Genomic DNA, 21,852 nt, shown 5'->3' with positions numbered 1-21,852 from the left:
GACTCCTCGATAAGGTTATTGGTGGCGCCAGCGCTGGGTGCGATCCAGCAGGGCGCGACTCAAAAAGAGCTGGAGCAGCTTGACGGTGGCGGCGGCCAGCAGGATCAGGGTGGCCATGGCGGCAGCAGCGGCGGTATCGCCGGAATCCTCCATATTGAGCACGGCGATGGAGGCGAGCACGCTGTCGCTCGAGTAGAGGAAGATAACCGCCGAGGTGGTGGTCATGGCATTGACGAACAGATAGATGAAGATCTCCAAGAGCGCAGGCAGGGAGGCGGGCAGGGTGACCCGCCAGAACGCCTTCCAGAGCGGAATGCGCAATGAGATGGCCACCAACTCCAGCTCCTTGGGCAACTGCTTGAGGCTGGTCAGCGCCGTCATATGACCCACTGTGTAGTAGTGGATGACGCAAGAGAGCACCATCAGCGGCAGAGTGCCATAGAGAGTGCCGTAGAGGCTGCCAAAGAGCGGGTTGCCGTTGAAAAAGAAGATGTAACCGAGCCCCAGCACCATGCCGGGTACCGCCAGTGACAACATGGCGAGCAGATGCAGCAACTGGCGTAGCCATGGGAAGTGACGTCCCTTCTCCTGTGCCCAGGCCAGCACCATCACCAGCACTGTGCCGATAAGCGCGGTATAGAGGCCAAGTTGCAGGGTGTTGGTAAAGGGCTGCCAGCCGTAAACGCTGTTGCTGTCGAAGGCGTAGTGATCGAGCGTCAGCCCGAGGTTGTAGGGCCAGAACTGTACCAGGGAGCCATAGACCGCCATGCCCACCAGCGCCAGAAACAGCAGGGCCCACAGCGAACACCAGCCGAGTGCCAGCAGATCCCGCAGCCGATGGGGCGTGGGGCTATAGGGCACCGCCTTGGTGCTGCTCTGCTCCTGCATCTTGCTGCGTACCCTGTGCTCCAGCGCAAAGCTGAGCAGCGCCGGCAGCAGCAGGGTGACGCTGGCAACGGCGCCCAGCGAGAAGTTCTGCATGCCGATCACCTGCCGGTAGATGTCGGTGGCCAGCACGCTGTACTGGCCGCCAATCACCTTGGCCACCCCGAAGTCGCAGATGGTGAGGGTGAAGACGGCAATGGCGGCGCTGAGCAGGCCATAACGGGCGGTAGGCAGGGTGACGGTGACAAAGGTGCGCCAGCCGCTGCTGCCGAGCACCCGGGAAGCTTCATAAAGGCGGGCATCGCTCTGACCCAGTGCCGTGATAAGGATCATCAGGGCGTGGGGGAAGCACCAGAAGCCAAGGCCAATGACGATGCCGATGGGGCCGTAGATGCTCTCGCCGCCAAGTAGCCCCTTGGCGATCCCCTGATTGCCAAACCAGTAGACCAGACTGATGGCGGGCAGCAGGGAGGGCATCAAGAGCGGGATCAGGCCGATGAGGCGAAACAGGGGCTTGCCCGGTATGCAGGTGCGGGTGAGGGCATAGGCGTAGCCAAAGGCGATGGTCACGACCAGCGCGGTGATCAGCACCCCGAGCCAGAGGGTGTTGCCGAGGGTGCGCCCCAGATGAGGGGAGTCGAAGTAGGCTTTGACGTTGGCAAGGCCCACCGAGAGGCCGTTTTCATCCTGCAGGCTCTTTTGCAGCATGGTGAGCAGCGGCAGCAAGAGGCCCCCCACCAGCAGGGCGATACCGAGCACCAGCAGGATCAGTTGCAGCAGCTGATCCCGGCTCCAGCCGCGACAAAGGCGCTGCCAGCGGGCGTCTTGCCGGGCTGTCGCTGGCGGCAGCAGAGAGGAGGTCGCGAGGGGGGCGGTCATGGGCGCTCTCCTTCAAACAGCTGCATCGCTCCGGCGGGCCAGTGCAGGGAGCAGCGCATGCCGCTTCGCCAGCCACCCCGTTCGTGGTGGGGCAGCTCTTGGGTCGGGCGCTCTACCAGAATTTGCTGTGGGCCCAGATAGGTGTCGGCGGTGCAGATAAGGCGCTGGGCGGCACCCAGAAACTCCACCTGATCTATCTGCGCTTCTACGCCATGTTGACCAGGAAAAGGCTCATGGGGGGCGCCCAGGGTGATCGCCTCGGGGCGGATCGCCACCTGCAATTTGCTGCCGGCAGCTGCCTGGTTGGCGAGCGTCAAGGGCTGTTCGTTGAGGCGCACCTGAGTGGGGCCGAGCACCAGGGTCTCGAGGAAGTTCATGGTGCCGACGAAGCTTGCCACGAAGCGGCTCGCAGGCTGGTGGTAGATCTCCTGCGGTGTGCCCACCTGTACGATGCGGCCGCCTTCCATCACTACTATGCGGTCCGCCATGGTCAGGGCTTCTTCCTGATCGTGGGTCACCATGATGGTGGTGATACCGAGGCGCTGCTGCAGGGCGCGGATCTCGCTGCGAAGGTGGGTGCGCACCAGGGCATCCAGGGCGCTGAGCGGTTCGTCCAGCAGTAGCAGACCGGGGGAGAGGGCGAGCGCCCGGGCCAGCGCCACCCGCTGCTGCTGACCGCCGGAGATCTGGCTCGGGTACTTGTGGGACTGGGCATCGAGATCCACCAGAGCCAGCCAGTGATCCACCCGCTCCTTGATGGCATCCCGTGCCAGCCCCTGGTTCTCAAGGCCGAAGGCGATGTTCTGGGCCACCGTCAGGTTGGGGAAGAGGGCATAGGACTGAAACACTATGCCAAAGTCCCGCTCCTGGGGAGGTAGCAGGGAGATCTCCCGTCCCCCTTGCCAGATCTCGCCGCTGTCCGGCAGATCCAGCCCGGCGATGGCTCGCAGCAATGTGGTCTTGCCGCAGCCGGAGGGGCCGAGAAAACAGATAAACTCCCCCGGCTCAATGGTCAGAGAGATCCCCTTGAGGGCTTGAAAAGCACCGAACTGCTTGTTGAGATGTTGAATGTCCAGATAGGGCTGGGTCATGGTTCGACTCGCTACTGATTTGGTATATACCAGTTTGCGGGTAAAGTGTGACGGTCAGGTGATCGCGGGATGACAGCTCGATGACAGTCAGATGACGGCGGACATTCGGCAGGTGGCTTGGCCCTATGCAGATGGGCGAGGCGTCGCCAATCGAGGGTGAAACAAAAACAGGGAGCGAAACCCAGAAAGCGAAGGCCAACAGCTGTTGGCCTTCGACAAGCAGTTTATTGGCAGCGGTTTGTCTGGGGTGCACAAACCGCTCCTGTCACTGTTACTGTTTGGCTTCCGACTTGCCGTCGAAGCTGGCGCTCCACTGGGTCAGGATGGCGTTGCGCTCGCGGGCAGCCCAGGCAAAATCGTTGTCGATCATTTGCCCCTTGATATCTGCCGGATAGCCCGCTCTCGGTTGGGCGACCCCAGGGATGGCGACCACTGCGAACGACTTGTTGTAGAGGGCGTTGGCCTGTTCGGTGGCGGCAAAGTCGAGCAGCTGCTTGGCGGCCTCCAGCTTGGGGGTGCCCTTGATGATGGCGGCGGCTTCCATGTCCCAGCCCGAACCCTCTTTCGGGAACACCACCTCTATGGGGGCCCCCTTGGCCTTGAGGCTGGTGGCCGGGAAGTCAAAGGAGATGCCGATCACCGTCTCGCCGCTGGCAGCCAGCTTGCAGGGGGCCGAGCCCGAGTGGGTGTAACGGTCGATGTTCTGGTGCAGGCCGTTCATAAATTGCCAGCCCTGCTTTTCGCCCATGGTCTGCAGCCAGCCGGCGACGCTCAGGTAGCCGGTGCCGGAGGAGCTGGGGTTGGGCATGATCACCTTGCCCTTGTAGATGGGCTTGGTGAGGTCGGCCCAGCTGGTGGGGGCCGGGATCCCCTGTTTCTCCGCCTCTACCTTGTTGAAGCAGATGGCGCTGAAGAAGGCGTCCAGACCGATCCAGTGGGGCTCGGCCTTGCTGTCGCGAAAGCGGCTGTCGAGCTTATCCAGCCCTTTCGGTGCATAGGCATTGAGCATCTGCTGCTGATCGAGCTGCATCAGGCTGGTGGCCGCCAGTCCCCATACCACGTCGGCCTTGGGCTGGGCTTTTTCAGCCAGCAGCCTGGCGGTGACCACCCCGGTGGAGTCGCGCACCCACTTGATGTTGATATCCGGGTGCTGGCGCTCAAACGCCGTCTTCAGCTCGCCGAGCTGCTCCGGCTCGAAGGCGGTGTAGACGGTGAGATCGGTCGCGGCCAGTGCCGGGGTTGTCATGGCGGCCAGCACGGCGGCGGCCAGCAAATGGGTTCCCTGTTTCATCCTCTTCTCCATTTTGGTTGGCTTGGTATAAACCAGATTGGTCGAAGCAGAGGCTAGGGGAACTTTATGACGGTACGGTGACGGCTCAGTGACGTTTTGCCGCACTCGATTTGCCGTACTTAACTTGTCTGTTCCTAATCCTGGGTATCCACCTCTATCTCCAGGCTGTCGTGGCGCCAGTACTCCAGATCGAAGTCGAGCACCCGACCGTGCTGATCGAAGTTGAGCCGCTCCAGGCGCAGGGCGGGTAGCCCGGCGGTGGCCCCCAGCGCCTTGGCCACCTCATCCGGCAGGGCGGTGGGGAAGAAGCGCACCTGCATGCGGGCGTAGTGAAGATCGTAATGGGCCTGGTAGATCTCGGTCAGGCTGCCGGCAAGATCCAGCTCCAGCAGACCGGGCACCCGCTCTGGCAGGCAGTGGTTTTCGCAATAGCAGATGGCGCGCCCGTTGGCATAGCGCAGCCGCTTGAGCAGAAACAGGCTGTCGAACGGCTTGAGCTGCAGCCGTGCCATCAACGCCGGCGGCACCGCCTGGCGGCTTTTCTCCAGCAGCTCGGTGCGCGGCTCGCCCCCTTGCTCCCGCACTATCTGGTGAAAGTTGGAGGTGCGCCTGGGATTGAGGCGAAAGCGCGGCGGGGTGACGAACCAGCCGCGGCGATCCTCCCGATAGATAAGGCCGTTGGCCTCCAGCTGCACCAGCGCCTCGCGGATGGTGACCCGGGTGGTGCCGTAAAGCTCCCCCAGCAGCCGCTCGGAGGGGAGCTTGTCGTTGGGGGCCAAGCCCCCCGCCAGGATCTGGTTGGCGAGGGCATCCTTGATCTGCAGGTATTGGGGTTTGCTCATGAAAATCCTTGGCTGGGCAGTGGTTGGGGCACCGGGTTGGTCGCTAAATGGAGGCGATATAATGCGTTGGTAGATACCAGTGTTGCCCCTGTTGTTCAGGCTTCCTAGATTATCGCGATCCCGGCGCCGAAAATGAATTTTTTGTTGCACATGGCCCCACCCCTTTGACCTTGACGGGGCAGTTACCCACAATGCGCTCATTCTGGTATATACCAAAAGGAGCGAAGTCATGACCCATATTCCTGCGGCCCCCGCCGCCGTCGATTACCTGCTGCTGACCCCGGGCCCCCTCTCGACCACCGCCACTGTGCGCGCCGCCATGCTGCAAGACAGTTGCACCTGGGATGCGGACTACAACCTCGGCGTGGTGGAGCCCATCCGCCGCGAGCTGGTGCGGCTGGCCACTGGCCCGGAATATGAAAGTGACTACAGCGCCGTGTTGCTGCAGGGGAGCGGCAGCTATGTGGTGGAGAGCGTGCTGGGGTCGGCCATCGGTGCCGACGAGTGTCTGCTCATCATCAACAACGGCGCCTACGGCGCTCGCATGGGGGAGATGGCCCGCTGCCTCAGCCTGCGCCACCATGAGCTCGACTGCGGCGAGACCACTCGCCCCGAGCCTGCCGCCATCGACGCCATGCTGGTGCGCCACCCCGAGATCACTCATCTGGCCATGGTGCACTGCGAAACCACCACCGGCATGCTCAACCCCCTTGAAGAGGTGGCTGAACTCTGCCAGCGCCGCGGCATTCGCCTTATCGTCGATGCCATGAGCAGCTTTGGCGGTATCCCCATCGACATGGGGCGCCTTGGCATCGAGTTTCTCATCAGCTCCGCCAACAAGTGCATTCAGGGGGTGCCGGGCTTTGGCTTCGTCATCGCCCGTCGCGCCGCGCTGACGGCCTGCGCCGGTCGCGCCCGCTCGGTCTCCCTCGACCTGCATGCCCAGTGGCAGACCATGGAGCAGCAGGGGGGCAAGTGGCGCTTTACCTCGCCCACCCACACAGTGCTCGCCTTTGCCCAGGCGCTGCGCGAGTTGGAAGAGGAGGGGGGCATTGCCGCCCGCCATCAGCGCTACAGCGAGAACCAGCGCATTCTGGTGGCGGGGATGGCTGAACTCGGCTTTGCGCCGCTGCTGCCCGAGCAGTGGCAATCCCCCATCATCACCGCCTTCTACTCCCCGGCTCACCCGGACTACCGCTTCGCCGACTTCTATCAGCGGCTCAAGGAGCAGGGCTTTGTCATCTATCCGGGCAAGGTCTCCCAGGCTGACTGCTTCCGGATCGGCAATATCGGCGACGTGACCCCAGAGCGGGTGCGTGCCCTGCTTGCCGCCATGGCCAGCGCCTGCTACTGGCAAGGGGAGGCGTGATGATGATGCGCGATGCTCTTCAGTGCAGCGGCCGGGCCGACAGCGAAGGGGACATCAATCTGGGGGAGGGACGGGCACGCTGGTGGACAGGCCAGAGCGAGGCGGTGCAGGCGGGATTGGCGGAGGATAGCCGCTACTTCCTCCATCAGGCGCTCTCCACCCCCTGTCTCGATCTGCTTGAGCGCGCGCAGGGGAGCTGGTTGACCAGCGTATCGGGCGAGCGTTACCTCGATTTTCACGGCAACAGCGTCCATCAGCTGGGCCACGGCCACCCCAAGGTGGTGGCCGCGGTGCAGCAGCAACTCGCCGATCTGCCGTTCGCGCCCCGCCGCTACACCCATCAGGTCGCCATCGACTGCGCCCGCACCTTGGCCGAGCTGGCTCCCAGGGATCTCAACCGGGTGCTGTTCGCCCCCGGCGGCAGCGAGGTGGTGGGCATTGCCTTGAAGCTCGCCCGCTTTATCACCGGCAACAGCAAGGTGGTGTCCCTGTGGGATGCCTTTCACGGCGCCTCCCTCGATGCCATCTCGGTCGGTGGCGAGGCCTGTTTTCGCGCGGGCATGGGCCCCTTGATGGCCGGGGTGGAGCGCATTGCCCCCCCCACCCGCTATCGCGGTGTCTGGTATCGCGGGGAAGAGGATGACGTGCACTACGCCGATTATCTGGAGTACGTCATCGAGAAGGAGGGGGGCATTGGTGCCTTTATCGCCGAGCCCATCCGCAACACCGATGTGCAGGTGCCATCAAAGGCCTACTGGCGGCGGGTGCGGGAGATCTGCGATCGCCACAAGGTGCTGCTGATCGTCGACGAGATCCCCAATGCGTTGGGGCGCACCGGCCACTGGTTCAGCTTCGAGGAGTTTGGCATAGAGCCGGACATCATCTGTCTCGGCAAGGGGTTGGGGGGCGGGGTAGTGCCCTTTGCCGCGCTTATCACCCGGGATCGTTTCAATCAGGCTGCGGCTATTTCGCTCGGTCACTACACCCACGAGAAGAGCCCCATCGGCTGCGCGGCGGCCCTCGCCACCATAGCCACCATCCGTGAAGAGGGGCTGCTGGCCAAGGTGCAGGAGGATGGCCGCTTTATGGCGCGCGAGCTCGCGGCGCTTGCCGAGCGCCACCCGCTGATCGGTCAGGTGCGCGGCATCGGCCTCTTGTGGGCGCTGGATCTGGTGGTCGATCACCAGAGTCGAGCGCGCAATAGCCGAGCCGCCGAGCGGCTGCTCTACCGCTGTCTGGCGCTTGGGCTCAGCTTCAAGGTCTCCCAGGGCAATGTCATCCAGCTCTCGCCCCCGCTCAACATCGCCCGCGCCGATCTGGTGCGCGCCATCAACATTCTCGATCACGCCCTTGGCGAGATCGCCCTTTCACCGAAACAGGAACATCACCATGACTGACTTGCAGATTGCCGCAGACCCGAGCACCGATGTGGAGGCACTGATCCTCGATTGGGCCGGCACCGTCGTCGATTTTGGCTCCTTCGCCCCCACCTCCATCTTCGTCGAGGCCTTCGCCCGCGCCTATGACTTCCCCGTGAGCCTGGAGGAAGCGCGCCAGCCCATGGGCCTTGGCAAGTGGGATCATATCGCCGCCCTGGGCCGTCTTTCCTCGGTGGATGCGCGCTGGCAGGCCCGCTTCGGCCACCCCATGAGCCACGCCGAGGTGGACCACCTCTATCACACCTTTATGCCGCTGCAGATTGCCGCCGTGACCCGCTTCGCCGCCCCCATCCCGGGCGTGCTGCCGGTGCTGGATGGGCTGCGAGCAAAAGGGCTGCGCATTGGCTCCTGCTCCGGCTATCCCCGCCCGGTGATGGAGGCGCTGGTACCGGCGGCGGCCGATCACGGCTATCGCCCCGATCACTGGGTTGCCACCGACGATCTCAAGGCCGGTGGGCGCCCCGGCCCCTGGATGGCGCTGGCCAACCTGATTGAGCTGGGAGTGAGTGCAGTGCATCGCTGCATCAAGGTCGATGACGCCGTGCCGGGTATCAGCGAGGGGCTGAACGCCGGTATGTGGACCGTAGGTCTGTCGGTTTCCGGCAACGAGTTCGGTGCCACCTGGGAAGAATTTGATGCCATGAGCGAGGTGGAGATAGCCGCCCGGCGCGCACCGGCAGAGGCCAAGCTGCGGGGGGCGGGTGCCCACTATGTGATCGATACCCTGGCCGACATAGCCCCCGTCATCGCCGATATCAATCGCCGTCTGGCGGCAGGGGAGCGGCCCTGAACAAGGTGGTGAGAGGGAAGGGGAGGCTTGGGTTGTCATCGGCCTTGCAAGCCCCTGAGCCCTGAAGAGCAGACATAAAAAAACCGGCGCCTTGGCGCCGGTTTTTGTTCACCGAGACGCTATTACAGAGAGGCGGTGAAGGTACGGGTGATGACGTCTTGCTGTTGCTCTTTGGTCAAAGAGTTGAAGCGAACGGCATAACCGGATACGCGGATGGTCAACTGCGGATATTTCTCCGGGTTTTCCATGGCGTCCAGCAGCATTTCACGGTTCATCACGTTGACGTTCAGGTGCTGACCACCTTCCAGGTTGGCTTCATGGTGGAAGTAACCATCCATCAGGCCGGCCAGGTTGGCTTTCTGGGCTTCCATGTCTTTGCCCAGGGCGTTCGGTACGATGGAGAAGGTATAGGAGATACCATCTTTGGCGTAGGCGAACGGCAGCTTGGCGACGGAAGTCAGGGACGCAACAGCACCCTTCTGATCACGACCGTGCATCGGGTTGGCACCCGGGCCGAACGGCGCACCGGAGCGACGGCCATCCGGGGTGTTACCGGTCTTCTTGCCGTACACCACGTTGGAGGTGATGGTCAGCACGGACTGGGTCGCCACGGCACCACGGTAGGTGTTCAGCTTCTGAATTTTCTTCATGAAGCGCTCGACCAGGTCACAGGCGATGTCATCGACGCGAGCGTCGTTGTTACCGAACTGCGGGTACTCGCCGTCGATTTCGAAGTCGATGGCAACGCCATCTTCGTCACGAACCGGCTTGACCTTGGCGTACTTGATGGCAGACAGGGAGTCGGCTGCCACGGACAGACCGGCGATGCCGCAAGCCATGGTGCGATAGACGTCACGGTCGTGCAGCGCCATCAGGGAGGCTTCGTAGCTGTACTTGTCGTGCATGTAGTGGATGATGTTCAGGGCGGCGACGTACTGCTTGGCCAGCCAGTCCATGAAGTGATCCAGACGATCCATCACGTCGTTGTAGTCGAGGTACTCGGACTTGACCATTTCGGTTTTCGGGCCGACCTGGATCTTGAGCTTCTCGTCCATGCCGCCGTTGATTGCATACAGCATGGTCTTGGCCAGGTTGGCACGGGCACCGAAGAACTGCATCTGTTTGCCGACGATCATCGGGGACACACAGCAAGCGATGGCATAGTCATCGTTGTTGAAGTCCGGACGCATCAGGTCATCGTTCTCGTACTGAACGGAAGAGGTCTCGATGGATACCTTGGCGCAGTACTTCTTGAAACCGACCGGCAGCTTCTCGGACCACAGTATGGTCAGGTTCGGCTCAGGGGACGGGCCCATGGTGTACAGGGTGTTCAGCATACGGAAGCTGTTCTTGGTGACCAGGGTACGGCCATCAACGCCCATACCGGCCAGGGTCTCGGTTGCCCACATGGGGTCGCCGGAGAACAGTGAATCGTATTCAGGAGTACGCAGGAAGCGAACCATACGCAGCTTCATGACCATGTGGTCCATCAGCTCCTGGGCTTCTTGCTCGGTCAGCAGGCCTTTCTTCAGGTCACGTTCGATGTAGACGTCCAGGAAGCTGGAGGTACGACCGAAGGACATGGCGGCACCGTTCTGGGACTTGACTGCCGCCAGGTAGGCGAAGTAGGTCCACTGCACGGCTTCTTTGGCGGTCTTGGCCGGTACAGAGATGTCGCAGCCATATTTGGCGGCCATCACCTTCATCTGGGCCAGGGCACGGTGCTGCTCGGAGATCTCTTCGCGCAGACGGATGGTGGCTTCCAGGTTGACACCGTTTTCCAGGTCGGCCTGCAGGGACTTGAACTGGGCCAGCTTGTCGGCCATCAGGAAGTCGATACCGTACAGGGCAACACGGCGGTAGTCACCGATGATGCGGCCACGGCCGTAGGCATCCGGCAGACCGGTGATGACGCCGGATTTACGGCAGTTCAGGATGTCCTTGGTGTAAACGTCGAACACGCCTTGGTTGTGAGTCTTGCGGTACTCGGTGAAGATCTTCTCGACCATGGGGTCAAGTTGACGACCGTAGACTTCGCAAGAGGTCTTGACCATCTTGATACCGCCGTTGGCGATGATGGCGCGCTTGAGCGGCTTGTCGGTCTGCAGACCAACGATTTGCTCCAGGCTCTGATCGATATAGCCGGCATCGTGAGCGGTAATGGTGGAGGGCAGGTCGGTATCAAAATCGACCGGCGCGTGAGTGCGGTTCTCGATCTTGATCCCTTCCATGACCTTGTCCCACAGCTTGGTGGTAGCTTCGGTCGCGCCAGCCAGGAAGGACTCGTCACCTTCATACGGGGTGTAGTTCTTCTGGATGAAGTCACGGGTGTTGACAGAGGTCTGCCATTCACCGGCCGCGAAGCCTTCCCATGCTTTTTGGAACTGTTCGTTAAGTTCTGCCATTTTCATTACCTCTCAAGGTATTTATGTGTCTGCCGCCATCCTTAATGATGGCGACGGAAGATAAACCAGTAAGTCAGACCAACCATGACGCCGCCACCAATGATATTACCAAGGGTGACCGGAATGAGGTTGTTTAGGACGAAGTTGGATACGGTCAAGTCGGCGAAGGTGGCCGGGTCCTGGCCGATGGCCTGCCAGAATTCCGGGCCTGCTACCGCATGGATGGCGATGCCGACCGGGATCATAAACATGTTTGCGATGCTGTGCTCAAAGCCGGAGGCCACGAACATGGCGACGGGGAGCAGCATCACCATCACCTTGTCGGTGGCAGTGCGGGCACCAAAGGCCATCCACACGGCGAGACACACCATGAGGTTGCAGAGGATGCCAAGGGCCAGGGCCTCGAAGAAGCTGTGATGGATCTTGTGCTGGGCCACTTTCATGGCATTCAGCCCCCACTGACCATCCGCCGCCGTGTATTCGGCCGACATGATGATGAGCGCAACTATGATAAGCCCGCCGATGAGGTTGCCGAAGTAGACCAGACCCCAGTTCTTGAACAGCTGAGCCCAGCTGATGCGGTTGGCGGCCTTGGCCACCAGGGTAAGGGTGGTGGAGGTGAAGAGCTCGGCACCGAGCAGTACGCACAGAATGAGACCGAGGGAGAAACAGAGACCGCCGACCAGCTTGGACATTCCCCAGGCCATGCCGCTCGATCCCGTGGTGACGGTGATATAGAACACGAATGCGATGGCGATGAAAGCACCTGCCGTGATGGCCAGAGGAATGACCTTGTGGGCGGGCTTGGTTGCCTTGGCATAGGTAATGTCTTCTGCCAGCGCGGCTATGGCTTCGGGCTTCAGACAATCAAAGGGAGATTCTGCTTTCAATTCTCAGTACCTGCATATTTTGCCTGTGGAAATCATAACAAAGGGGTTGATCCCCAAAATTGACTCCGATCAAGAATTACAGATTGTGAATGTAATTTTACTACAGGTTTTTTCTTCACCTGGAAGCTTGACTTTACACCAGGTTTCAGGTGAAACAGAAATGGGTCTGTTTTTAATCTTATGATTTTTAAGAATTTATATCTTTCGCATCAAAAAAAGCACCGGCAATGCACCTTTACGCCTCCCGAACATGATGAACCTCAATTTGACAACCCCCTAAGAGGTATTTTTTGTTATTTATTTCATCTTTGAGTAAGGGCCCGCCAAAGCGTAGCCCATAAAACAGAAGGGGCCATCAGGCCCCTTCGTCACACTAGCATATCAGTTCCATGTATGGATTCGTTTGGCTTTTTGCAGTTTCTCGTAGGCCGCGAGCAATTTCTGATGCAGCGGGAACTGGGAGAGGGACAGATCGGCCGCCTCCAGCCCGTGGAAACGAGCCTCGCCGCGGGCATGGGCCCAGGCCTGCGCCAGCGTCTCTTCCCCGAACATGCGGGCGAACACCGGGCGGTACTGCTCGGGGTCACGCTCTTCATCCAGGAACAGCTCGACGCAGGCGCGCAGGGCGCGGTAGTAGTTCGCGCGATCCGCCGGGAACACCGACTGGTTGAACTCCATGGTCCAGTCGATGAGATCCAGCGCGCTTTCCAGCTCACCGGCGGCCAGCGCCAGCATGGCCTTGAGCTCGCCCACCCGCAGGGTATGCAGGGCCGTGCCCTTGGCGGCGGCGATGCCAAGCAGCTCGCGCACCCGGGTGCGCTCGTCGTGACCCTCTTCATCCAGCTGATCAAAGAGTGCCATGTACTGCTCCGCGTCCCACTCCAGGGACGGCAGGGCCAGGATGGTTTCCCGCAGGTGGGCGCCCATGGTGTTGTTGGCCAGCAGCAGATCCTCGACCGGATAGATGTCGGACATGCCCGGCACCAGGATGCGGCAGGCGTAGACGCCCAGGTGCTCGTAGTCGGCGATGTAGACCGGCTGCTCCAGCTCGTGGAAGATGCCGATCAGGTGATCGAACTCCTCCTGGGAGCTGCCGCGGAAGTCCCAGTCGGCAAACTCGAAGTCGGCTTCCTGCTTGAACAGGTCCCAGCTGATGAGGCCGGAGGAGTCGATGAAGTGGGTCTCCAGATTGTGGTGATCAGCCACCTGCTCGTTGTCGAATGACGGCGGCACGAAGACGTCCAGATCCTTGAGGCCACGGCCCTGCAGCAGCTCGGTGACGGTCCGCTCGAAGGCCACCTCGAAGCGCGGGTGGGCGCCGAAGGAGGCAAAGCAGGTGCCGTTGCTCGGGTTGAGCAGCACCACGCAGATGACCGGATAGCGGCCACCCAGAGAGGCATCGAAGCTGTAGATGGGGAAGCCTTCGGCTTCCAGTGCATCGATGGAGGCCTTGATGCCGGGGTAGCGGGCGATCACCTCGCTCGGGATCTCGGGCAGGCTAATGGCTTCGGCGATGATCTTGTTCTTCACGTGGCGCTCGAACACCTCGGACAAGCCCTGGGTGCGGGCCTCGTTCCTGGTGTTGCCGGCGCTCATGCCGTTGGAGACATAGAGGTTGCCGATGATGTTCATCGGGATATAGACGGTCTGATGATCGGACTGACGCTCGAAGGGCAGGGCGACGATGCCGCGCTCTTCGTTGCCGGATTGCAGATCCACCAGCATGTCGGCAGTCACTTCGCCATCCGGGTTGTAGAACTTGCGGGTGAAGCTGTCGAGCAGGCCGGCGGGCAGTTGGTCACCCTCGATGGGGAACCACTTCTCGTTCGGGTAGTGGACGAAGTCGCCATTGGCAACCTGCTCCCCCAGATAGAAGTCGGCGAAGAAGTAGTTGGTGGAGAGACGCTCGAAATACTCCCCCAGGGCCGAAGCCAGGGCCGCCTTCTTGCTGGCTCCCTTGCCGTTGGTGAAGCAGAGGGCGCACTCTTTGTCCCGGATGTGCACGGACCAGACGTTGGGCACGGGGTTGAGCCAGGAGGCCTCTTCGATATCAAATCCCAGGGCCTGCAACTTGGTCTGGAACCGCTCGATGGAGTCTTCCAGCGCCGCGTCCTTGCCGGGAATAAAAGTGTGGTCGGTCATCACAATATCCTGATTTTTAATGGCTCATGTTCGGTCGCAGATAATAGCATGAGTGGCGGGAAAAGCGGCCAGGACAATCCCCTTCCAGGTGCGGGTCAGGTTGCCGTCGGTGGCCGGCATGGTCTGAGTTATTAGCTCTCCTGAACAACATTAAGAAAAAGTAGTTTTTTTTATGTCATGCCGCAGTCCATCATGGGCCCGACTTGTTTCCTCGTGGTGACAAGCATCGCGCGCGTGCCCTCCGGGCATGGGCCACTTGGCCTCGTCTACCGTTATCGCCTTCGCCACGGATCATTTATTGGGAGTTGCTATGCCATTCATGACACCACAGATTGATACCAGGGTGACCAGGCTGGCCCCGGGATTCCGGGCCCTGAGCATCCAGGTCGACGGGGCCACCATGGTCGATCGCAACGTCGGCGCACAAGCGCTGGCGCGGGCCTGTCAATCCGTTGCGGCGGGCGGTGCGCCCTGGGCACAGGATCATCTGTCCGCCTGGGGCGAGGTGTTCAAACGCTTCGGTGCCAAGCCCCAGCGGACCCCCTGTTCGGCACAAGCGCTGCTCAAGCGGGTGCAACGGGAGGGCAGCCTGCCTTGCATCGATCCCGTCGTCGATCTCTACAACGCCATCAGCATCGAATACGCCATCCCCGTCGGTGGGGAGGATCTCACCGCTTATGAGGGGTCGCCCCGGTTGATCATTGCCGATGGCACCGAACTGTTTGACACCATGAAGGAGGGGGCCCCTGCCCACGAGACCCCCGAACCTGGCGAGGTGGTCTGGTGTGATGACAGAGGCGTGACCTGTCGCCGCTGGAATTGGCGTCAGGGGACCAGAACCCGGCTCAGCGCCGAGTCCGGGCAGATGTGGTTCATCCTGGAAAGCTTGCCTGAAATGCCGCTGGCGGCGCTGCAGGAGGCCGGTGATCGGCTGATCGAGGGGTTGAGGCAGATGATGCCGGGCGCCCGGATAGAGAGCGTATTGATAGGAAACCCCGACGGAGCATGAGGAAAACATATTGGCCACCCTGGGTGGCCATTTTTATACGCGCCGGTGGGGCGCCGCGGGACTACGCTTCCATCTCGTTATCAGCCGATAAACTTGAGCCCCAGGATACCGCCGATGATCAGCAGCAGGCAAAGCACCCGGGCCAGGGTGGCCGGCTCGTTGAACAGCCAGATCCCCATCAACACAGTGCCGACCGCGCCTATGCCGGTCCAGACCGCGTAGGCGGTGCCAAGTGGCAGTTGTTTGACCGCCATGGCGAGCAACAGCACGCTCACCCCCATGGCAGAGAGGGTCAGCAGGGTGGGGAGGGGACGGCTGAAACCGTCGGTGTACTTGAGGCCGATGGCCCAGGCGACCTCGAACAGGCCGGCCAGTAGCAGGAGTAACCAGGGCATATGAGTATTCCACGCGGGGCAGGGTCGTCCCTGCGAGTCAAGAAGGCCTTGGGGTCGTCCCCAGGGGGCAGTGGTTGCCAGTCGGGCTTCATGATGCCTGACCGATAGGGAGTCCGCCAGGCGCGGTAGCCCGGAACCCATGGTTATTGCGGCAAATGACACAGATTATTGCGCAATTCGACTTGCGCCCGTCGCCACAATCCGTAATGTGGACAGACGCATTAATTACACATCATGCTTGTGGCCAATTTGTGAACGGACCCGCGTCCGGCAAGGGATCACGGCGTATGAGACTTCATTTTTACAGCAGCTATCCAGGGTAGGAAATTATGAAAAAAGTAGGTTTGGTCGGTTGGCGTGGCATGGTGGGTTCGGTACTGATGAGCCGGATGCAGGAAGAGAAGGATTTTGCCCGCATTCAACCCACCTTCTTCACCACCTCCCAGGCCGGTGAGGCCGCCCCCAATTTCGGCGTCGATGCCGGTACCTTGCAGGACGCCTTCGATATCGAGGCGCTGGCCGCACAGGAGATCATCATCACCGCCCAGGGTGGCGACTACACCAAGGATGTCTACCCCCGTCTGCTGGCCTCCGGCTGGCAGGGTTACTGGATTGATGCCGCCTCCTCCCTGCGCATGGAGAAAGATGCCGTCATCATCCTGGATCCGGTCAACGGCGACGTGATCGACGAGGCGCTGGACAAGGGGATCAAGACCTTCGTCGGCGGCAACTGCACCGTCAGCCTGATGCTGCTGGCCCTGGGTGGCCTGTTCAAGGGCGATCTGGTTGAGTGGGTGAGTGTGGCCACCTATCAGGCCGCATCGGGCGGTGGCGCGCGCCACATGCGCGAGCTGGTCACCCAGATGGGGCTGCTGCGCGACGAAGTGGCGGTAGAGCTGGCGGATCCTGCCTCCGCCATCCTCGACATCGAGCGCAAGATCACCGAGAAAACCCGCTCTGGCACCCTGCCGGTGGACAACTTTGGTGTGCCGCTGGCCGGTGGTCTCATCCCCTGGATCGACACCAAGCTCGACAACGGCCAGAGCCGCGAAGAGTGGAAGGGTCAGGCCGAGACCAACAAGATCCTCGGCATTGAAGATGCCGCCATTCCGGTGGATGGCCTCTGCGTGCGGATCGGCGCCCTGCGTTGCCACAGCCAGGCCTTCACCATCAAGCTGAAGAAAGACGTGCCGCTCCCCGAGATCGAGGCCCTGCTGGCCGCTCACAACGACTGGGTCAAGGTGATCCCGAACGATCGCGACGTTACGGCCCGGGAGCTGACCCCGGCCGCCGTTACCGGCACTCTCAACATCCCGGTCGGTCGTCTGCGCAAGCTCAACATGGGCCCGGAATACCTGGCCGCCTTCACCGTGGGTGACCAGCTGCTGTGGGGCGCCGCCGAGCCGCTGCGCCGCATGCTCAACATCCTGCTGGCCCGCTGACAGGGATAGCTTGCAAGAGCACACAATAAGGAAGGCCTGGCCTTTCTTATTGTGTCGGTGCAGCGAGCGACATAAAAAAACGGCATCCTTGCGGGATGCCGTTTTTTAATTTATCCAGTTTGACTCTTACATGTTCTGTGCTTCGTTTGGCACGATGACAGAGGCGTGATTTCCTTTCGGCCCCTGCTGCAGTTCAAAGTTGACTGCCTGACCCGCTTTCAAGGTCTTGTAACCTTCCATTTGAATCGTGGAGTAGTGAGCGAAGATGTCTTCACCACCGCCTTCCGGACAGATAAACCCAAATCCTTTTGCGTTGTTGAACCACTTGACTGTTCCGGTTGCCATACATCTACATCCTTTTATTGATTACCCTGAAGTCGTTGAGTAACCTGCGCCAGCCTTATATAACTAGAGCATCACCCCGTAGCAGACGGGCGCCGATTAGCAAGTAACCAATCTAGTCCAACTTTTAAGCGAGTCAAGAAGTTGTTAACAACCGATGTGATCTGGTTAACAAGTCTATTGACAATCTTGAGCGAGACGGTAGTAATCTAGAGGTACCAAAGCGCAACTATGAGCAAGCAGAAAGAACTCTTTGCTAATGAAGAGATTGCAGAAGCAGAGAAAACGAAGCTGCAACCGCCACCCATGTACAAGGTCGTCTTGAACAACGATGACTACACACCGATGGAGTTCGTGGTGGAGGTGCTGCAAAGGTTCTTTGGTATGGATCTGGAGAAGGCGACTCAGGTCATGCTGAGCGTGCATTATAGTGGTAAGGGAGTCTGCGGCACATTTACCGCCGAGATTGCCGAGACCAAAGTGGTCCAGGTCAACACCTATTCACGTAATAACGAACATCCACTGCTATGTACCATGGAAAAGGCTTGAATCTGATGACTTGATGGCGATAACGACACCGCATTGTTGCTGTACTGAGGGGAGGTGCCTATGTTGAACAAAGATCTAGAAAAGACGCTGAACGAGGCTTTCAAACTGGCCCGTGACGAGCGCCACGAATTCATGACCGTCGAGCACCTGTTGTTAGCCCTGCTGGATAACAGCTCAGCCCATGAGGCGCTGAGTTCGTGTGGTGCGGATGTGGAGCAGATGCGCAAGGAAATTCGCGCATTCATCAATCAAACGACCCCGCTCATCCCCCGCGATGACGAAGACAGAGAAACCCAACCGACCCTTGGTTTCCAGCGCGTGCTGCAACGTGCCGTGTTCCATGTCCAGTCGTCGGGCAATACCGAGGTAAGCGGCGCCAATGTGCTGGTCGCCATCTTCAGCGAACAGGAGTCCCAGGCCGCCTACTTCCTGAAAAAGGCCGAGATCAGCCGGCTGGACGTGGTGAACTTCCTCTCCCACGGGGTGCGCAAAGACAGCAAGCCCGAGAGTGGCGGCAACAATGCCGAGTCCGACGATGAGGTCTCCTCCGCCCAGATCGAGAGCTTCGCCACCAACCTCAACCAGTTGGTGCTGGAGGGGCGCATCGACCCGCTTATCGGTCGCGATCAGGAGCTGAGTCGTACCATCCAGGTGTTGTGCCGTCGCCGCAAGAACAATCCCTTGCTGGTGGGGGAAGCCGGTGTGGGCAAGACCGCCATCGCCGAGGGGCTCGCCTATCGCATCGTCAAGGGTGACGTGCCCGAGGTGATAGCAAACAGCACCATCTACTCTCTGGACATGGGCTCCCTGCTGGCAGGCACCAAGTACCGCGGTGACTTCGAGAAGCGTCTCAAGGTGCTGCTCAAGCAGATTGAACGCCAGGAAGGTGCCATCCTCTTCATCGACGAGATCCATACCATCATTGGGGCGGGTGCAGCCTCTGGCGGCCAGCTGGATGCGGCCAACCTCATCAAGCCGCTGCTCTCCAATGGTCTGCTGCGCTGCGTGGGATCCACCACCTATCAGGAATACTCCCAGATTTTTGAAAAAGATCGGGCTCTGGCGCGCCGTTTCCAGAAGATCGACATCGTCGAGCCGAGCATAGATGACACCACCCGTATTCTGATGGGGCTCAAGAGCCGTTATGAGGCGCACCATGGCGTTCGTTACACCGTCAAGGCCATCCGTGCCGCGGTCGAGCTCTCCGCCAAGTACATCAATGACCGTCACCTGCCGGACAAGGCCATCGACGTGATCGACGAGGCGGGGGCGGGGCAACGTCTGCTGCCGGTCAGCAAGCGTAAAAAAGTGATCAATGTGCCGGAAATCGAGGCCATAGTCGCGAAGATTGCCCGCATCCCGGAGAAATCAGTCTCCTCTTCCGACAAGGAGGTGCTGAAGAACCTGGAGCGCAACCTCAAGATGGTGGTGTTCGGCCAGGACAAGGCCATCACCGTATTGACCGATGCCATCCGGCTGTCACGCTCCGGCCTTGGCAACGAGCGTCGCCCTGTGGGCTGCTTCCTGTTTGCCGGCCCGACCGGGGTAGGCAAGACCGAAGTCACCCAGCAACTCGGCAAGGCGCTCGGAGTCGAGGTACTGCGCTTTGATATGTCCGAATACATGGAGCGCCATACCGTCTCCCGCCTGATCGGGGCGCCTCCGGGTTATGTGGGTTTCGAGCAGGGCGGCTTGCTGACCGATTCTGTGCTCAAGCATCCCCATTCGGTGGTGCTGCTGGACGAGATCGAGAAGGCGCACCCGGATGTCTTCAACTTGCTGTTGCAAGTTATGGACAACGGCACCCTGACGGACAACAACGGACGCAAGGCCGATTTTCGCAACGTGATCCTGGTGATGACCACCAACGCGGGTGTGCAGGAGACCCAGCGCAAGTCCATTGGCTTCCAGCAGCAGGACATGAGCCACGACGCCATGGCGGTGATCAACAAGACGTTCAGCCCGGAGTTCCGCAACCGGCTCGATCACACCATCTGGTTCAACCATCTGGACATGGCGGTGATCCATCAGGTCGTCGACAAGTTCATCGTCGAACTGCAGGTACAGCTGGATGCCAAAGGGGTGTCACTGGAGGTATCTGAAGAGGCGCGCCACTGGTTGGCCGAGAAAGGTTATGATCGGGCAATGGGTGCAAGACCCATGGGACGGGTCATTCAGGAGCACCTCAAGAAGCCGTTGGCCAATGAGATCCTGTTTGGCTCACTGGTCGAAGGCGGAGTGGTGAGAGTGGAGCTGGTGAATAACAGCCTCAGCTTTGACTTCCAGGTCAATGTTGAAGCTGTCTCTCACTAAATGTGATTGAGGCCAGAAACGACAAAAAACCCCAACCGAGAGGCTGGGGTTTTTTGCTGAATTCCTGGCTTAGCGAGAGCGGAAAACAATACGTCCCTTGGAGAGATCGTACGGAGTCAGAGCCACCGTTACTTTGTCCCCAGTCAGGATACGGATGTAGTTTTTGCGCATCTTGCCGGAAATATGAGCGATAACCACGTGACCATTTTCCAGTTCCACACGGAACATGGTATTGGGCAAGGTTTCGAGAATGGTACCCTGCATCTCAATACTGTCTTCTTTAGCCATTGAATCCTCTTGATAAGCCACAACAAAAAACCGCTGGATCATGCCGGATTTAAGGCTATGTGTAAAGTTTACTCGGGCTTGGTGTCGATATTTTTCCATTCTCCCTGTACCAGCAGCTCGTGGGGCAGGTATTGGCGTTTGTAATTCATCTTGCGACAGGCCTCCACCAGGTAGCCCAGATACAGCCAGCTGCGACCGGTGCGCCTGGCCAGTTCCAACTGGCTCAGAATGGCAAAGGTGCCCAGCGAGCGGTCGGCATAGTCCGGATCGAAGAAGGTATACATGGCGCTCATGGAGTGGGGGAGCAGGTCCGTGGTGGCCACCCCGATGAGACGTCCTTCCTTGCGAATTTCCAGGTAGAGCGGTGGCATCCAGTCGCAGTGCAGGAATCCCTTGTACTGGGTCCGACTCGGCGGGTACATGCTGCCATCGTGATGGCGCTCGCGGATGTAGCGCTCATAGAGCTGGTAGTAATCGGGTTTGTCGTCGTAGCTCAGCACCAGCTCGAGATCCCGGTTTAGCTGACGAACGCGTTTCTGGCCACGGTTCGGCACGAAACGCTCGCTGTGAATGCGCAGTGACTGGCAGGCACTGCAGGCCGGGCAATGGGGGCGATAGATGTCGTTGCCACTGCGCCTGAATCCCGCCGTCAGCAATCGCTCATAACCGGCAGCATTGAGCAGCTCATGATCCATCAGTACCAGCAACTGCTCCTGCTCATGACCGAGGTAGCTGCATGGGTGTCTGGGGGTCAGGCCTACCTTGAGGATCACTTCTTCGGTCATAGGCTGATTCTCCTCTGCTGCCAGCAACCGTCCTGCAGTGGTTGCTTAATCAGGCTCGCCAATGTGGTCAGAAACCGGCTTCTTGGCCACTCCTGGACCCCCAAGGTGGCCAGAAAGTCGTTCTGCATCTGGCAGTCGATGAGGGCACCCCCATGGCGTGAAAAGTGACGACAGAGCGCCACCATGGCCAGTTTGGCGCCGTTATCGATGCGGCTGAACATGGATTCGCCGCAGAAGAGGCGGCCCAGGGAGAGACCGTAGAGTCCCGCTTGCAACTCCCCGTCCTGCCAGATCTCGACGGAGTGGGCATGGCCCAGGCGGTGCAACTGCCGATAGGCGTCGATCATGGGGGCGCTAATCCAGGTGCCGCTGGCGCTGCGACGGGGGGCGGCGCAGGCCGCTATCACCTCATCGAAGGCACTATCGATGGTAATGTCGAAGCTGGTGCGGCGCAGACACTTCTGCAGGCTGCGCCCTATGTGCAGTTCATCGGGCACTATCACCCCCCTGGGATCCGGCGACCACCAGAGCAGCGGCTGGTGTGGCTCATTCCACGGAAAGATCCCGCTGTGATAAGCTGCCAGCAATCGAGCAGGAGAGAGATCTCCCCCGATCGCCAGCAGGCCGTTGGGCTCTTCCAGCGCGTGGCTGGGGGAGGGAAACCAGCACAGCTCATCATCCAGTTCGGTGAGATAGCGAGACATAA

Annotated in this window: 19 protein-coding genes; 7 read left to right on the top strand and 12 right to left on the bottom strand. The window is 60.3% G+C overall.

Translation table 11 applies throughout. The features are described from left to right. Positions 1-15: 15 nt before the first annotated feature. From WIR04_RS11785 to phnR, 4 genes are all read right to left on the bottom strand, one after another. Positions 16-1,764, bottom strand: coding sequence for a putative 2-aminoethylphosphonate ABC transporter permease subunit (locus WIR04_RS11785; protein WP_338887079.1), 1,749 nt, complete (start codon positions 1,762-1,764; stop codon positions 16-18). Then, positions 1,761-2,855, bottom strand: coding sequence for a putative 2-aminoethylphosphonate ABC transporter ATP-binding protein (locus tag WIR04_RS11780; protein ID WP_338887077.1), 1,095 nt, complete (start codon positions 2,853-2,855; stop codon positions 1,761-1,763). The genes WIR04_RS11785 and WIR04_RS11780 overlap by 4 nt, the downstream gene beginning before the upstream one ends. 271 nt (positions 2,856-3,126) lie before the next feature. Further along, positions 3,127-4,146, bottom strand: coding sequence for a putative 2-aminoethylphosphonate ABC transporter substrate-binding protein (locus WIR04_RS11775; protein ID WP_338887075.1), 1,020 nt, complete (start codon positions 4,144-4,146; stop codon positions 3,127-3,129). 134 nt (positions 4,147-4,280) lie between these two features. Further along, positions 4,281-4,988 (bottom strand): phosphonate utilization transcriptional regulator PhnR, encoded by a 708-nt coding sequence (gene phnR / locus WIR04_RS11770; protein ID WP_338887073.1) that lies wholly within the window; start codon positions 4,986-4,988, stop codon positions 4,281-4,283. A 229-nt stretch (positions 4,989-5,217) separates the two neighbouring features. Here phnR and phnW point away from each other — a divergent pair, with 229 nt between their 5' ends. From phnW to phnX, 3 genes are read left to right on the top strand one after another with little or no spacing between them, the layout of a single operon-like run. Further along, positions 5,218-6,357, top strand: a complete 1,140-nt coding sequence (phnW, locus tag WIR04_RS11765) for a 2-aminoethylphosphonate--pyruvate transaminase (RefSeq protein ID WP_338887071.1) — start codon at positions 5,218-5,220, stop codon at positions 6,355-6,357. Beyond that, positions 6,357-7,754, top strand: coding sequence for an aspartate aminotransferase family protein (locus tag WIR04_RS11760; protein ID WP_338887069.1), 1,398 nt, complete (start codon positions 6,357-6,359; stop codon positions 7,752-7,754). Before phnW ends, WIR04_RS11760 begins: the two co-directional genes overlap by 1 nt. Continuing rightward, on the top strand, positions 7,747-8,586 hold the full coding sequence (gene phnX, locus WIR04_RS11755; RefSeq protein WP_338887067.1) for a phosphonoacetaldehyde hydrolase: 840 nt from the start codon (positions 7,747-7,749) through the stop codon (positions 8,584-8,586). Before WIR04_RS11760 ends, phnX begins: the two co-directional genes overlap by 8 nt. 122 nt (positions 8,587-8,708) lie before the next feature. Here phnX and pflB read toward each other — a convergent pair whose 3' ends face one another. The 3 genes from pflB to ycaO form a co-directional block, all read right to left on the bottom strand. Beyond that, positions 8,709-10,991: a formate C-acetyltransferase gene (gene pflB, locus WIR04_RS11750; protein WP_025326749.1), complete on the bottom strand. Its 2,283-nt coding sequence runs from the start codon at positions 10,989-10,991 to the stop codon at positions 8,709-8,711. Between the two features lie 41 nt (positions 10,992-11,032). Then, complete coding sequence (gene focA, locus WIR04_RS11745; protein WP_025326750.1) at positions 11,033-11,881, bottom strand: formate transporter FocA; 849 nt, start codon at positions 11,879-11,881, stop codon at positions 11,033-11,035. Positions 11,882-12,262: 381 nt separating this feature from the next. Further along, positions 12,263-14,023 (bottom strand): 30S ribosomal protein S12 methylthiotransferase accessory factor YcaO, encoded by a 1,761-nt coding sequence (gene ycaO / locus WIR04_RS11740; RefSeq protein ID WP_338887064.1) that lies wholly within the window; start codon positions 14,021-14,023, stop codon positions 12,263-12,265. A 310-nt stretch (positions 14,024-14,333) separates the two neighbouring features. Here ycaO and WIR04_RS11735 point away from each other — a divergent pair, with 310 nt between their 5' ends. Then, on the top strand, positions 14,334-15,032 hold the full coding sequence (locus WIR04_RS11735; protein WP_338887062.1) for a B3/4 domain-containing protein: 699 nt from the start codon (positions 14,334-14,336) through the stop codon (positions 15,030-15,032). Between the two features lie 80 nt (positions 15,033-15,112). On the opposite strand, the gene sugE is transcribed toward WIR04_RS11735, so the two are convergent. After that, positions 15,113-15,427: a quaternary ammonium compound efflux SMR transporter SugE gene (gene sugE / locus WIR04_RS11730; protein WP_025326753.1), complete on the bottom strand. Its 315-nt coding sequence runs from the start codon at positions 15,425-15,427 to the stop codon at positions 15,113-15,115. A 329-nt stretch (positions 15,428-15,756) separates the two neighbouring features. On the opposite strand from sugE, the gene asd reads away from it, so the two are divergent. After that, on the top strand, positions 15,757-16,869 hold the full coding sequence (asd, locus tag WIR04_RS11725; RefSeq protein WP_338887059.1) for an aspartate-semialdehyde dehydrogenase: 1,113 nt from the start codon (positions 15,757-15,759) through the stop codon (positions 16,867-16,869). 126 nt (positions 16,870-16,995) lie between these two features. On the opposite strand, the gene cspD is transcribed toward asd, so the two are convergent. After that, positions 16,996-17,214: a cold shock-like protein CspD gene (gene cspD, locus WIR04_RS11720; RefSeq protein WP_005300025.1), complete on the bottom strand. Its 219-nt coding sequence runs from the start codon at positions 17,212-17,214 to the stop codon at positions 16,996-16,998. Positions 17,215-17,442: 228 nt separating this feature from the next. On the opposite strand from cspD, the gene clpS reads away from it, so the two are divergent. Continuing rightward, entirely contained in the window at positions 17,443-17,760 is a 318-nt protein-coding gene (clpS, locus tag WIR04_RS11715; protein WP_005325410.1) for an ATP-dependent Clp protease adapter ClpS, read from the top strand. Positions 17,761-17,820: 60 nt separating this feature from the next. Then, entirely contained in the window at positions 17,821-20,073 is a 2,253-nt protein-coding gene (gene clpA / locus WIR04_RS11710) for an ATP-dependent Clp protease ATP-binding subunit ClpA (protein ID WP_025326755.1), read from the top strand. A 69-nt stretch (positions 20,074-20,142) separates the two neighbouring features. On the opposite strand, the gene infA is transcribed toward clpA, so the two are convergent. The 3 genes from infA to aat form a co-directional block, all read right to left on the bottom strand. Beyond that, the gene (infA, locus tag WIR04_RS11705; protein WP_005300033.1) at positions 20,143-20,361 is read right to left on the bottom strand and encodes a translation initiation factor IF-1; all 219 of its coding nucleotides are present in this window, start codon (positions 20,359-20,361) and stop codon (positions 20,143-20,145) included. A gap of 68 nt (positions 20,362-20,429) precedes the next feature. Next, on the bottom strand, positions 20,430-21,146 hold the full coding sequence (locus tag WIR04_RS11700) for an arginyltransferase (RefSeq protein WP_338887056.1): 717 nt from the start codon (positions 21,144-21,146) through the stop codon (positions 20,430-20,432). Beyond that, complete coding sequence (gene aat / locus WIR04_RS11695; protein WP_025326757.1) at positions 21,143-21,850, bottom strand: leucyl/phenylalanyl-tRNA--protein transferase; 708 nt, start codon at positions 21,848-21,850, stop codon at positions 21,143-21,145. The genes WIR04_RS11700 and aat overlap by 4 nt, the downstream gene beginning before the upstream one ends. Positions 21,851-21,852 lie beyond the last annotated feature (2 nt).

This window comes from Aeromonas rivipollensis (assembly GCF_037811135.1).
Classification (GTDB): domain Bacteria; phylum Pseudomonadota; class Gammaproteobacteria; order Enterobacterales; family Aeromonadaceae; genus Aeromonas; species Aeromonas rivipollensis.
Note: the sequence above shows the minus strand (reverse complement) of the source record. Positions and strands in the feature narration are given on the sequence as shown.